This window comes from Exiguobacterium sp. s48 (assembly GCF_018617395.1).
GTDB lineage: Bacteria > Bacillota > Bacilli > Exiguobacteriales > Exiguobacteriaceae > Exiguobacterium.
This window is the reverse complement of the sequence record NZ_JACSKC010000001.1, coordinates 893,856-907,360: the sequence shown is the minus strand read 5'-3', so window position 1 is coordinate 907,360 and position 13,505 is coordinate 893,856. Positions and strand designations below refer to the sequence as shown.

The window sequence follows — 13,505 nt, the reverse complement described above, 5'->3', positions numbered from 1 at the left end:
TCTGAATGAGATAGAGTCTACTGCTGAAAATAATGTTCATAAGGTGTCCAATCAATCTGTTCTTCAGATAACGCCTTTTTTAAAAATTTGTGGTCTCGCTTTGGTGTTGCGGCAATGTACCCTTTGACGACAAGTTCGGTTGTCATTTTTTTCGCACGCGATTCGAGTGCAAACTGACCAATCTTTCCTGCTATTTTTCGGATGGCGACGTCACGGAACAATTCGGGAACCGGCGAGACGAGCCGATCTAAAAGCGTCCGTGTTTCTGGCGTCCATAGGTGCCGGGTTCTCTCTATATAATCATCTTCAATGTCAAGTAGGGAACGTCCATCTTCTTTCGGCATGCGTTTTAAAAACTTGCGAAACATGAAGTACCCGCCAATCGTCATGAGACCAATCATGACGAATCCCCAGAATACAATGAAATACATCATCCAGTTTTCTGGCATCGTCTTTCCCCCGTTCTATTCTTTCACTTGCTATCAACGTTAGTATACAAAAAAGAATCCATTTGCAAAAGGCGCACGTCTCGTTAGGATAGACGAACTCAATCGATTTCGATAGAATAGATAGCGTTGCTACGAGAATAAGCATGAACTGAGTCGAGAAAGGAAAGGTCTATCTTATATGAGCCAATTGAAACAAGAAGTCGAGAGACGTCGAATATTCGGCATCATCTCTCACCCGGATGCGGGTAAGACGACATTAACAGAGAAATTACTTTTGCACGGTGGTGCGATTCGTGAAGCCGGTACGGTCAAGGCACGCAAAAATTCAAAGCACGCTAAATCAGACTGGATGGAAATTGAGAAACAACGTGGAATCTCGGTTACATCGTCTGTCATGCAATTCATCTATCAAGACAAAGTCGTATCCATTATGGATACACCAGGACACAACGATTTTGGAGAAGACACGTATCGCGTGTTGACATCGGTCGATAGCGCGGTCATGGTCATCGATGCCGCGAAAGGGATCGAGACACAGACGAAAAAGCTATTCCAAGTTTGTCGGATGCGCGGAATCCCAATCTTTACGTTCATGAACAAGTTGGACCGTCAGGCGAAAGACCCGCTTGAACTAATGGAAGAGCTTGAGGAAGTACTCGGCATGCCTTCTGTTGCCATCACATGGCCAATCGGGAGCGGGATGCAGTTCGAGGGCGTCTATGACCGAATGAAAAATGAAGTTCATTTGTTCCGCGGAGACAAGTCGACACTTCAACTAAGTGAGGACGGGGTAAATGATCCGGTGCTCGCTGATCATCTTTCTGAAGAGAACTTGACGAATCTTCGTGATGAGATCGACCTCCTCGACGGAGCAGGGAATGAGATTGATGTGGAAGCGATTCAAAGCGGTAAATTGACGCCGGTATTCTTCGGAACGGCGCTCGTTGACTTTGGTGTGACTGCGTTCTTGAATCATTATTTGGAGATGTCTCCGGCTCCAGAGGCACGTAAATCGAACGTCGGCCCAATCAATCCGACATCGGAAGATTTCAGTGGGTTCGTCTTTAAGATTCAAGCGAACATGAACCCAGCGCACCGTGACCGAATCGCATTCGTCCGAATCTGTTCAGGTGTGTTCGAGCGTGGGATGGATGTGACGCTCACCCGAACCGGGAAGAAAATTAAATTGAGCCAGTCGACTCAACTCATGGCCAATGATCGTGAAACGGTCGACCAAGCGTTCGCCGGTGATGTTATTGGGATCTATGACTCTGGGACGTATCAAATCGGGGATACGATCACGACATCGAAGCAAAAGATTGCCTTTGAAGCATTGCCGACATTCCCACCTGAGTTATTCATGCGTGTATCACCTGTCAACTCGCTCAAGTCGAAACACTTCCACAAAGGTGTGGAGCAACTTGCCCAAGAAGGAGCAATCCAAGTCTATCGCAACGAATACAATGAGATTTATCTCGGTGCGGTCGGCCAACTCCAGTTCGAAGTGTTTGAATATCGTTTGAACAATGAGTATGGCGTAGACATCCGGATGGAACCTGTATCATACAGCGTTGCACGTTGGGTAAAAGACAAGGAATTGAAAGCGTTGAAACCATTCCAAGATTCACGTAACATGCTCGTTACGGACCGCTGGGAGCGCCCGGTATTCTTGTTCGCGAACGAGTTCACGTACGAGCGGTTCGCAGAACGTCACGCTGACGATTTGACGCTCGTAGAGGCTTTAGATGTCAACGAAGAGATTGGAACGGAAGAATAAGTAAGGAACACCTCATTTTTGAGGTGTTTTTTATTGATCGGAGAAGGTTTCAGATAATGATAAGTTTTACTTATGACTAATTTGTGACGGAATGTATTTTACGTCACGCTATACTTGTATTATGATAAATATGTGAAAAGTAAGCGATTACGCATTGTCGTGTGGTCGGCGCTTTCAAAAAGGGGGAAATTGCAATGGAACAGACGAATGTTTTAGACGCCTTCGCATCTCGGACGACGTTCGAGGCGAACGGGCAATCGTATGATTTTTATCGTTTGAAAAAGTTAGAAGAAGAAGGGTTAACGAACATCAGTCGTTTACCTTATTCGATTCGCGTACTTCTCGAATCGGTACTCCGTCAACAAGACGGTCGCGCGATTACAAAAGAGCATGTCGAGAACTTGGCAAAATGGGGTACTGCCGACGTCTCGAAAGACATTGACGTTCCGTTCAAACCGGCACGTGTTGTTCTTCAAGACTTCACGGGTGTCCCAACGGTCGTAGACCTCGCTTCACTTCGTAAAGCGATGGCGGACCTTGGTGGAGACCCGAACAAAATCAACCCAGAAATCCCTGTCGACCTCGTCGTTGACCACTCTGTTCAAGTAGATGCCTACGGTTTCGCTGGCGCATTGATGAAAAACATGGACATCGAGTTTGAACGTAACGAAGAACGATACAAGTTCTTGCGTTGGGCTCAGACGGCATTTGACAACTATCGTGCCGTACCACCGGCAACGGGGATTGTTCACCAAGTAAACTTAGAGTACTTGGCATCAGTCGTCCTCGAGAAAAATGATGCTGAAGGTACAGTTGCTTATCCGGATTCACTCGTCGGAACGGACTCACATACAACAATGATCAACGGACTCGGTGTTCTCGGTTGGGGCGTTGGAGGAATCGAAGCGGAAGCAAGTATGCTCGGTCAACCATCGTACTTCCCAGTGCCAGAAGTAGTCGGTGTCAAAATCATCGGTGAAGTCAACCCTGGTGTAACAGCGACAGATGTGGCACTCGTCGTAACAGAGATGCTCCGTCATGAAAAAGTTGTCGGGAAGTTCGTCGAATTCTTCGGACCGTCGCTTCATACAATGCCACTTTCAGACCGTGCGACGATTGCAAACATGGCTCCTGAATATGGTGCAACATGTGGATTCTTCCCAGTCGATACAGAGACATTGAACTACATGCGTACAACTGGCCGCTCTGAAGAGTTGATCTCACTCGTTGAGGAATATTCAAAAGCGAATGATCTCTTCTACACGCCAGACCAAGCGGATCCAACATTCACGAAAGTATTGACGCTCGACTTGTCAAAAGTTGAACCTTCACTTGCAGGTCCGAAACGTCCACAAGACCGAATCAATCTCTCAGACGTTCAAACGTCGTTTATCGACAGCTTGAGCGCTCCGGCAGGAAACAGCGGATTTGGACTTGACCGTTCGGAACTTGAGAAGAAGGCGACTGTCAACTATGAAGACGGTGCGGTCGACATGAGCACAGGAGATGTCGCGATTGCTGCCATCACAAGTTGTACGAACACATCAAACCCATACGTCATGGTCGGTGCTGGACTCGTTGCGAAGAAAGCGGTAGAACGTGGTTTGACGGTTCCAAAATACGTGAAGACATCTCTCGCACCAGGTTCAAAAGTTGTAACGGACTATCTTGATAAGGCCGGCTTGACTTCTTACTTGGATGAGCTCGGCTTCAATACGGTCGGTTACGGCTGTACGACATGTATCGGAAACTCAGGTCCGCTTGACCGTGAAGTCGAAGAAACGATTACGGAGAACGACTTGCTCGTATCTTCTGTCCTTTCTGGGAACCGTAACTTTGAAGGACGCGTTCACCCGCTCGTGAAAGCGAACTTCTTGGCGTCACCACCACTCGTCGTCGCTTACGCACTCGCAGGGTCAGTCAACTTCGACATCATGAATGATTCGTTCGGTACGGATAAAGATGGAAATGAAGTGTACTTCAAAGACATCTGGCCATCAAACGATGAAATCAAGATGGTTGTACAAGACGTCGTCTCACCTGAAGCGTTCCGTAAAGAGTACGAAACGGTCTTCACTGGTAACGAGCGTTGGAACGCACTCGATGTTCCAGAAGGAAACTTGTACGATTTCTCAGATGAGTCGACATATATCCAAAACCCACCGTTCTTCGAACAACTTGAGCCAGAAGCGGGTGAGGTTCATGCATTGAATGGCTTACGTGTCATCGGTAAGTTCGCGGATTCGGTCACAACTGACCACATTTCGCCTGCGGGATCGTTCTCGAAAACGACACCTGCTGGTCAATATCTCCTTTCAAAAGGGGTAGAACCAATTGACTTCAACTCATACGGTTCACGCCGTGGTAACCATGAAGTCATGATGCGTGGTACGTTTGCGAACATTCGTATTCGTAACCAAGTTGCTCCAGGTACAGAAGGTGGCTTCACAACGTACTGGCCAACTGGTGAAATCATGCCGATGTACGATGCGGCGATGAAGTATAAAGAACAGGGAACAGGACTTGTCGTCCTCGCTGGAAACGATTACGGAATGGGATCATCTCGTGACTGGGCAGCGAAAGGGACAAACCTCCTTGGTATTCGTGCCGTCATCGCACAAAGCTTTGAGCGGATTCACCGTTCAAACCTTGTCATGATGGGTGTCCTCCCGCTTCAGTTCTTAGAAGGTGAATCAGCAGAATCACTCGGATTGACTGGAGAGGAAGCAATCGATATCCAAGTAGACGAGTCGGTTCGTCCACGTGATATCTTAAATGCGAAAGCGACACATGAGAACGGAACGGTGACTGAATTTAAAGTCATCGCACGTTTCGACTCAGAAGTTGAGATCGACTACTATCGTCATGGTGGAATCTTGCAAATGGTTCTCCGTAACAAATTGAAATAAGTCTCAGACAATCATACCTTCCTTTGAAAAAAGGAAGGTTTTTTTCATGAATATGCAAATTTATGGTGAAAGTTTTAAAGGAATCGGGAACAGGAAGACATGGAGGGGTGTGCTTATGGAGCGAGAGGAGAAAGGGAAAAGTAGTTGGTGGAGACGTTTGACGCAACAAAAAGAAGTGGAATCCGATCGCGAGATCGATGTGACGCTTTCCGAATTGCGACAAGCCATCCATGAATATGAACAGACGTTACCGAAAGGGGTCAATCGTACCGTCTTGTTAGATGACACGCAAGAAATCGACACCAAACGATTAAAACATCATTTATCCGGTGTCCCGAAACAACGTTTCTATATGTCAAAAGAGACGTTTCATATCGTACCGGAAGAAGAGCGAGATGTCATTTATGAGATGGATCAAGTTCAACGTGCCCTCGATTTGTACATGGATGAAGAAAAAAAATTACCGTTGCGAAAATTTCAAGATGCACTACAGCTCGATTTGACTCGATTACGTGAGGGTGGTTATTTAAAGACGTTACCAACGAGGCCGTATTATGTGGTGGATGAGACGTTGATTGTATCCCTTGAACCGAAAGAATCAAATTCATGACAAGACACCTATCTGTTTTACAGTAAACGACACATTTGTAGACAGTTAGGGTTGAGACTTGTTTAAAAAGTATGTTAGGGTGGAAAACGTATATGAAAATAGAAAATTAAATAGGAGTGATTTTTCATGGAACGAAAAAGCCGTGTGACGACCGTGTTCGTCGTATCTGCAATCATAACTGGCTTATTCACAATCTGGGGACTCTTCCCTGAGAGCGTATTAGGAAATGCTAGCCTCATCAATGTGACGAGCACATTACAAGGGTGGCTTTCAAACGGGATGGGTTGGTTCTATCTCTTGAGCGCGACTGGTTTCTTACTAGTTGCCATCTTCTTAATCTTTTCACGTTACGGTTCGATTCGTCTCGGAAAAGATACGGACCGACCTGAATTTAGCTATTTGACGTGGTTCGCTATGTTATTCAGTGCTGGGATGGGGATTGGTCTAATCTTCTGGGGAGCAGCAGAGCCGTTGCTTCACTTCCATTCACCACCATTCTCTTCACTGACACCAGAAGGGGACGCACGAACAGCAATGCGCTATGCGTTTTTCCACTGGGGTTTCCATCCGTGGGCCATCTATGCCATGATCGCACTGGCCATTGCCTACTCGACATTTAGAAAAGGACGCCCTGCAACGATTGGGGAAACAATCGGTTCATTGGTACACAATCGTTATGAGCAGCCTGTTAAACAGACGGTAGATATTCTTGCGGTTATCGCGACAGCATTCGGGGTGGCGACATCACTCGGATTTGGTGCTCAACAGATTGCCGGTGGCCTTCATTATCTCATCCCTGGGGTACCGAACGCCTTCATCACACAATTGATCATCATCGCCGTCGTCACAGTCCTCTATATGATTAGTGCTTCAACCGGTCTTGAAAAAGGGATTCGAATCCTGAGTAATACGAATATTTTCCTTGCCATCGTGTTACTTGTCGCGACAATGTTCGCCGGACCGACAGCATTCATTTTCGACTTATTCACACAGACAGTAGGGACATACTTGCAACAACTCCCTGGTATGAGTTTCCGTACCGCTGCATTCGAGCCAGTTGAACGTGAATGGATCAACGGTTGGACGATCTTCTACTGGGCTTGGTGGATTTCATGGTCACCATTCGTCGGAACATTTATCGCCCGTGTCTCAAAAGGACGTACGATTCGTGAGTTTATCATTGGAATCATGCTTGTACCAACGTCATTTGGTCTGTTATGGTTCTCTGTCTTTGGTGGATCGGCCATTTGGGCTGACTTGTTCGGTGGCTACGATTTGATTGGTAAAGTAAATGAGATTGGGACTGAAGTTGGCCTCTTTGCCCTCTTTGAAACGTTTGGCGGATTCGGTACTGTGCTCAGTATCGTCGCCATCTTCTTGATTTCTACTTTCTTTATCACATCTGCCGACTCCGCGACATATGTACTCGGTATGCTTACTTCGAACGGGAAGCTCGTTCCGCCGATGGGAATTAAATTGACTTGGGGTGTCATCCAGTCTTCCATCGCTGCCGTACTTCTTTACGCGGGTGGGTTGGATGCGTTACAAGCTGTTGCCATTCTTGCGGCGTTCCCATTCATATTCGTTCTCATCTTTATGATTGTTGCCTTGTTCAAGGACTTGGCCGACGAACCAGACGAACGAGATAAATGGATTGAAATGCAAAAGAAAGACGACGATAAACTAGGTTAAATTGGGAAGGGTCTCATTAGAGGCCCTTTTTTAGTTGAAAATATTTTGATTGTCCTCTTCGCTAGTGTAGGATAGTAAGTGAAGAAACGAGGAGGATAGGCTATGAAACAACAGATAAAAAAACGGTTAAGCTGGGTGATATTGGCCGGCATCCTCATTGTCGGGGCATTACTCGCTTACAATTTCTATGTACTCATGAATTTCAATGCTGGAGAAGAAGAACAGGTCGAACCTTTCTATTCAAATGTCGTCATCGGATACAAGGAGCGTAAACTTCCGAAAGAAGGGGAAGAACTTGAGGAACGAGAATATGTCGTCACGTATGACGAAGACGGGCATTTCGTCTCAGAAGTCGTAACGGGTCCAAACGTTGGCGCCAAAGCAGAATGGGACGGAAAAACGTATTTAGAATTTGACCCGGATGGAGAAGAGATTCTTCGTCAGGAAACTCAATCAGGAGCCGTAGCCCCTCATCCATTCTTATCACGTGCCACGAACGAACAGATTCGTAAATGGTTAGATGATGGAACACTCGGTTCGAGTGAAGGGGAAACAGACATCGTCGGTAGAACGGCACAAGCCTACGTGAAATCTGAATCTGCCGAGACGGTCCCGGAAGAATGGATTAAAAACTATCCATCGATTTTTAGTGAAGAAGAGAATAAAGAGACAGTCACATACTATGTCGATGCGCATGAACGAATCTTGCTCGCGGCAGAATCGCGGAATAACGGGAAGTTATTCCATTCGATTCGGATGACATCTTTTGAATCAAGATAATCCGATGGGGAGCAGACATGATGTCGGCTCCCTTGTCGTCTGAAAGGGAGAACAGTATGAAACAAATTCAAGTGGAACAAGTCCAAACGGATTTGACGAACTGGGAAGCTGGAGAAAAGATTGATGAGGCAGCGTTACTATCCTATGCACATTGGTCTCGTGCCACGCATCACCAGGAAGAGTTGATTCGTTCACTGACGTTACTTGCGACACACCGTCTCGAACACAAAGGGACAATGGATCCGTTGCTCAACCGCTGGGTGAAAGAATTAGAGTCGATGAATGCGTTACCTCCAGAGTTGAGGTTCTTTCAGTTGAATGAACAGTTACGTCGAGCGAAGCAGGCGCTTCAAATCGATTGGCCGACACTTCGGGAAGCAGACTATGCTTCGATGAAGGTGCAAATTTTGACTGAATACGAATCGAAGACATCTGCGTTACTCGATCAGCTCGATCAACTTCACGATGAAGTGGAAGCTGCAAAGTCAGATTTGCGTGATTCAGAATGGCGAGGGCAGCTTGAGAATCTGTTTGAGGCGATTATCGAGGCAATGCAGGAAGTCGCTTCCCTTGAGGATGATACTGCTTCCTTATTGGCATCGATGCAAGGGAATTATTTTAGTCGGGAAGCGTTCCGTCGATTCGGGGAACGGGTCGGACTCGTTAAAGAACGACTAGATACGATCTGTGAACTGTTACCGGAACGTAATATCGAAACTCGTTCGAGCGCGATTGAGTCGCTTGAGGAAATGATCGGTCTCGATGATATTAAAGAACGTGTGAAGGCGTGGTATCGTTTTCTACTATTCCAAAAAGAAAGAGAAAAAGCTGGATTTTCTTCTAAGCATCAGCCTTCTTTACACCTCGTCTTCACTGGTAACCCAGGAACCGGTAAGACAACCTTGGCACGGCTCATGGCAGAAATCTACTTTGAACTCGGACTTCTCAGCCGTCCAGACCTCGTCGAGGCGGATCGGTCTAGCTTAGTTGGCGCGTATGTTGGACAAACAGAAGAGCAAGTGATGAACAAAGTGAAAGAAGCGGAAGGTGGCGTCTTGTTCATTGACGAGGCATATGCGTTGAAGCGACAAGATGCAAGCGGAAGTGATTATGGGCAAGCGGCAATTGATACACTTGTCGCAGCGATGACGAGTGGGGAATATGCGGGCAAGTTTGTCGTCATTCTAGCGGGTTATCCAGAAGAAATGCGTCATTTTCTATTGGCAAACCCTGGATTACGTTCACGCTTTCCTGAATCGAATCACTACGAGTTACCGAACTATCGTGATGAGGAATTGGTCGCTATTGGTGAAAAAGTGGCACAGGAGAATAATTATGTGTTGACCGAGGGAGCGAAGCGCGCACTCCTTACTCGAATTGACCGGGAACGGGTCGACTCATCGTTTGGTAACGCCCGTACGGTTCATAATATTTTACTCGATGCGATGTTCAAAAAAGGATCTCGTTTCGGAGCAGACGCCCCACTAGACGAGATGGCATTATTAACAGAAGAGGATTTCGAGCAGGCTTCGGACGACTCGGGCGAAACTTCCTTAGACGATCTTGTAGGCATGGAAGAGGCGAAAGCACAACTAGCAGAAATCGAAGCACTCGTTGAGATTCAGAAGAGACGGAAGGCGCTCGGCTTAAAAACGGCACCAGTCCAACTTCATATGACACTCACTGGAAACAGTGGGACTGGGAAGACAACATTTGCCTATTTGTATGCTCAGATGTTGAAACGAACAGGTTATTTAAAGCGAGGACATGTGAATGTCGTCAGTCGTGCGGATTTGGTCAGTGGTTATGTAGGGCAGACAGCTCAAAAAACGAAAGCAGCGATTCGTGATGCGCTCGGTGGTGTCTTACTGATTGATGAGGCGTATAGTCTGAACGGTGGGGCAAACGACTACGGTCGGGAAGCGATTGATACGCTCGTGGATGAGATGCCAAAGCACGGTGAGAACTTGGTGGTCGTCCTTGCAGGATATGAAGGGCCGATGCGCAGATTGATTGAATCGAATCCAGGGCTGAGCAGTCGAATGAAACGAACTATTCATTTCAATGATTATTCTCAGGAACAGTTAGTTGAAATCGCAAAAAACTATGCGAATCAATTTGGGTATGAGATGAATGAAGAGGCGACTGATGCATTGGCGAGTCGATTAAGCGATATCCAACATGCGAATGCACGGACTGCCCTCTCCGTCATCGATGAATCGATTGCCCGACAGTCATATCGACTCGTGAATGAAGAAGAGGATGAACTAGCTCTTCAACAATTATTAGTAGTAGATATTAAGAGTAAGTTATAATATACTAGGAGTAGGAAAGAAGGATGATTCAATGCATACGGTTCAAATTCCAGTAAGGTACCAAGAAACGGACATGATGGGAATCGTCTATCATGCCAACTATTTAGTTTATTTAGAAATTGCGCGTACCGAACTGTTGCGACAACTCGGTGTCGAATATAAAGACATGGAAGAGGCAGGATTCGTATCACCCGTCACAAACGTGTCTATGGATTACAAACGAAGCGTAACGTATGGTGATACGGTTCATGTTCGTGTTTGGGTCGATCAATACTCCAAAATCAGAACGATTTATGGTTACGAATTGACGAATCAACACGGAGAACTGGTCGGCACAGCGACGACGACGCACGTAGTCGTCAAACGTGGTGATTTCAAACCGATTCGTCTCGATCGGGAATTCCCGAAATGGCATGAGATGTACTTGAACGTCATGAATCCTGTCTAAGAATCTTCTGTCTTCGTACCGTCAGTATGGTATCATATCTTGACGGTACTTTTTTGTTATCTAGAAAGGGGAAGATCGCATGCGTTATCCATCACTTTTGATGGTTTGCGGCGCCTTGACGTTCATGTTAGCCGGTTGTACCACAAACGAGCAAGTTGAACCGAAAGAACCAACGACACAGTCACCAACAATAGATGAACCAGAGACTGAACCAAATGAACCGAATGTTGATCAGGAAGATGTAGGGGACGGGGAGTCACCTACTGAAGAAGAACCTACAGAGGATGCGCCAATAGTTGAACAACCAACAGAACCTGCAGAAGAAGAGCCTGCGAAAGCTGTTCAACCGATTGAGGTAAATGGAATGGCTAATTTGGATTTAGATGAATTGATTCTAGTAAACAAGCAAATTGCATTGCCTTCTGATTACCAACCAAGCGATTTGGTGGAAGCGAAAATTGATTTTGTCGATTCAACAGTCGGCGAACGTCGAATGTTACGAAAAGAGGCGGCACGCGCAATTGAAGCATTAATGAAAGGTGCGAAAGCGGATGGAATCGATTTAAAAGGAACGAGTGCGTTTCGTTCTTACGATTATCAAGTCAACCTATTTAATGCATATGTCGAACGGGACGGAAAAGAGCAAGCTATGAAATATTCCGCACCGCCTGGCCATTCGGAACATCAAACAGGTCTTGCCATTGACGTATCGAGTGCCTCTGTGAATTATCAACTCACTCAAAATCTGGGTGAGATGGTTGAGGGCAAATGGCTAGCGGATCATGCACATGAGTATGGTTTTATCATTCGTTATCAGAAAGCGTTTGAGAATGAGACCGAATATATGTATGAGCCGTGGCATTTACGGTATATCGGTACTGAGCATGCGAAACGAGTGCATGAATTGAATCAGCCATATGATCGGTATATTGCAGAATTTATGACGTAAGGGGTATTGCGATGCCATATATGACAGAAATTTTGATTGTGATTTTAAGCTATTTACTCGGGTCCATTCCATTTGCACTCATCATCGGAAAGCTCGGATATCGAGTGGATGTGCGTGAACATGGGAGCGGCAACCTCGGGACGACGAATACGTTCCGTGTCCTTGGAAAGAAGGCTGGCATCTTGGTCCTCCTCGGCGACATGGGAAAGGGTCTTATCGCCGCCTTATTGCCGCTGCTATTTGGAAGTGAGATGAGCTTGCTTCTCGCCGGTATTCCGGCCGTGATTGGTCATTCTTATCCGATCTTTGCGAAATTCAAAGGCGGGAAATCGGTCGCAACGAGCGGTGGCGTTCTGTTGGCCGCGTTCCCTTGGTTCTTTGTCGTTGTTGTTGGAACATTTATCATAACGCTATTGATTTCGCGCATGGTATCCCTCTCCTCGATGGCTGCTGCAGTTGTGGGGCTCATCACGGCGACGACATACAGTTTGCTGACGAAAGACTGGTTACCACTCATTGTCATCGTACCTTTGGCATTATTCATCATCATTAAACATCGTACGAATTGGCAACGAATTCGAGCGGGAGAAGAACCGAAAGTTCCACTTTTTCAAAACAAGACGAAATGAGAATGGAGAGGTACGTCAAAGATGACGTGCCTTTTTTTGTGCATTGTCGTTGATTTACACAAAAAAGAAACAAAAACATGTTGGATTTGCTCGTTCTTTACTTTCAATTTACGTTAAATTTACATGCGTTCGTTACACTAGAAAAGGAAAGATTTTTGTGGAGGAGGCAGGGACGTGTCTTTAATCGGTGAAGAACGTAAACAAAAAATTGTCGAATGGATCGAACGGGAAGGAAAAGTGAAAACGAGCGAACTGATCGAACGATTGAACGTGTCAGGGGAATCGATTCGACGTTATTTAGAAGAATTAGAGAAAGAACATCGCATTAAACGAGTGTACGGGGGAGCGGTCCTTCATCAAAGCATGTCCTTTCAACCAATCGTGATTGCGAACATGGACGGCATTCGTCGTATTGCTTATACGGCTTTTCAATTAATTCCAGATGATACGCTTCTTTACATTGGACACGGTGTCGCTGCTGAACAAGTGGCAGCACGGCTTCGTGGTAGGAATGTCACAGTGGTCACTCCGTCGTTAACTGTTGCGAAAGCTTTGTTTGAACAACGGGCGAAAGGTGTCCTTGGTGGCGAAATTCAATTACTAGGTGGTACAATCGACCCGAAGCATCTCGTGACGACGGGTGAACAAGTCCTTGGACAACTTAAAACCTATATGTTCGATCTTGCGATTTTGTCCGTTGAAGGGGTCGATTCGTCGCTTGGATTAACTTGTGATGCGTTCGGTTTAGCGAGTATCACACAATCGGTGATGTCACAAAGTCGCGAGACGTTCTTATTGACAGACCATACGCAATTAAATCAACAGAAGCGGTATCGTGTCTGTGACTTTTCGAAGGTGACGGCGATTATCTCTGATTTTCCGGAACCTCAAGACTTTAAAGGCGTTCTAGCCGAACATGGTGTGGACTGGAAGTTCGCGCCGTAAAG

At 46.2% G+C, this 13,505-nt stretch carries 11 protein-coding genes; 10 read left to right on the top strand and 1 reads right to left on the bottom strand.

Annotated features, from left to right (window positions below):
- Positions 1-17: 17 nt before the first annotated feature.
- Complete coding sequence (locus tag KNO66_RS04650) at positions 18-449, bottom strand: DUF2621 domain-containing protein (RefSeq protein WP_214740875.1); 432 nt, start codon at positions 447-449, stop codon at positions 18-20.
- 178 nt (positions 450-627) lie between these two features.
- Here KNO66_RS04650 and KNO66_RS04645 point away from each other — a divergent pair, with 178 nt between their 5' ends.
- The 10 genes from KNO66_RS04645 to KNO66_RS04600 all read left to right on the top strand — a co-directional run bounded on the left by KNO66_RS04645 (position 628) and on the right by KNO66_RS04600 (position 13,503).
- Positions 628-2,226 (top strand): peptide chain release factor 3, encoded by a 1,599-nt coding sequence (locus KNO66_RS04645; protein ID WP_074033192.1) that lies wholly within the window; start codon positions 628-630, stop codon positions 2,224-2,226.
- Positions 2,227-2,420: 194 nt separating this feature from the next.
- Entirely contained in the window at positions 2,421-5,135 is a 2,715-nt protein-coding gene (gene acnA, locus KNO66_RS04640; RefSeq protein ID WP_214740874.1) for an aconitate hydratase AcnA, read from the top strand.
- A 46-nt stretch (positions 5,136-5,181) separates the two neighbouring features.
- On the top strand, positions 5,182-5,745 hold the full coding sequence (locus KNO66_RS04635) for a DUF3939 domain-containing protein (protein ID WP_251128055.1): 564 nt from the start codon (positions 5,182-5,184) through the stop codon (positions 5,743-5,745).
- Between the two features lie 126 nt (positions 5,746-5,871).
- Complete coding sequence (locus KNO66_RS04630) at positions 5,872-7,437, top strand: BCCT family transporter (RefSeq protein ID WP_214740872.1); 1,566 nt, start codon at positions 5,872-5,874, stop codon at positions 7,435-7,437.
- Positions 7,438-7,539: 102 nt separating this feature from the next.
- Positions 7,540-8,217 (top strand): hypothetical protein, encoded by a 678-nt coding sequence (locus KNO66_RS04625; RefSeq protein WP_214740870.1) that lies wholly within the window; start codon positions 7,540-7,542, stop codon positions 8,215-8,217.
- 56 nt (positions 8,218-8,273) lie between these two features.
- Entirely contained in the window at positions 8,274-10,532 is a 2,259-nt protein-coding gene (locus KNO66_RS04620; RefSeq protein ID WP_214740868.1) for an AAA family ATPase, read from the top strand.
- A gap of 31 nt (positions 10,533-10,563) precedes the next feature.
- Positions 10,564-10,980 carry an acyl-CoA thioesterase gene (locus KNO66_RS04615; RefSeq protein ID WP_012726439.1) on the top strand — a complete coding sequence of 139 codons (417 nt, stop codon included), beginning with the start codon at positions 10,564-10,566 and terminating at the stop codon, positions 10,978-10,980.
- A gap of 79 nt (positions 10,981-11,059) precedes the next feature.
- The gene (locus tag KNO66_RS04610) at positions 11,060-11,929 is read left to right on the top strand and encodes a M15 family metallopeptidase (protein WP_214740866.1); all 870 of its coding nucleotides are present in this window, start codon (positions 11,060-11,062) and stop codon (positions 11,927-11,929) included.
- Between the two features lie 11 nt (positions 11,930-11,940).
- A complete protein-coding gene (gene plsY, locus KNO66_RS04605) occupies positions 11,941-12,558 on the top strand; it encodes a glycerol-3-phosphate 1-O-acyltransferase PlsY (protein WP_483299161.1) in 618 nt (205 codons plus the stop codon).
- Positions 12,559-12,732: 174 nt separating this feature from the next.
- Positions 12,733-13,503, top strand: coding sequence for a DeoR/GlpR family DNA-binding transcription regulator (locus KNO66_RS04600; protein WP_214740864.1), 771 nt, complete (start codon positions 12,733-12,735; stop codon positions 13,501-13,503).
- Positions 13,504-13,505: the final 2 nt, after the last annotated feature.

Excerpts from the sequence above, each read along its gene's own strand:
- KNO66_RS04625 (WP_214740870.1), top strand. The coding sequence starts at position 7,540 with ATGAAACAACAGATAAAAAAACGGTTAAGCTGGGTGATATTGGCCGGC.
- KNO66_RS04630 (WP_214740872.1), top strand. The coding sequence starts at position 5,872 with ATGGAACGAAAAAGCCGTGTGACGACCGTGTTCGTCGTATCTGCAATC.
- KNO66_RS04610 (WP_214740866.1), top strand. The coding sequence starts at position 11,060 with ATGCGTTATCCATCACTTTTGATGGTTTGCGGCGCCTTGACGTTCATG.
- plsY (WP_483299161.1), top strand. The coding sequence starts at position 11,941 with ATGCCATATATGACAGAAATTTTGATTGTGATTTTAAGCTATTTACTC.
- KNO66_RS04615 (WP_012726439.1), top strand. The coding sequence starts at position 10,564 with ATGCATACGGTTCAAATTCCAGTAAGGTACCAAGAAACGGACATGATG.
- KNO66_RS04645 (WP_074033192.1), top strand. The coding sequence starts at position 628 with ATGAGCCAATTGAAACAAGAAGTCGAGAGACGTCGAATATTCGGCATC.
- KNO66_RS04620 (WP_214740868.1), top strand. The coding sequence starts at position 8,274 with ATGAAACAAATTCAAGTGGAACAAGTCCAAACGGATTTGACGAACTGG.
- KNO66_RS04635 (WP_251128055.1), top strand. The coding sequence starts at position 5,182 with ATGAATATGCAAATTTATGGTGAAAGTTTTAAAGGAATCGGGAACAGG.
- KNO66_RS04650 (WP_214740875.1), bottom strand. The coding sequence starts at position 449 with ATGCCAGAAAACTGGATGATGTATTTCATTGTATTCTGGGGATTCGTC.
- acnA (WP_214740874.1), top strand. The coding sequence starts at position 2,421 with ATGGAACAGACGAATGTTTTAGACGCCTTCGCATCTCGGACGACGTTC.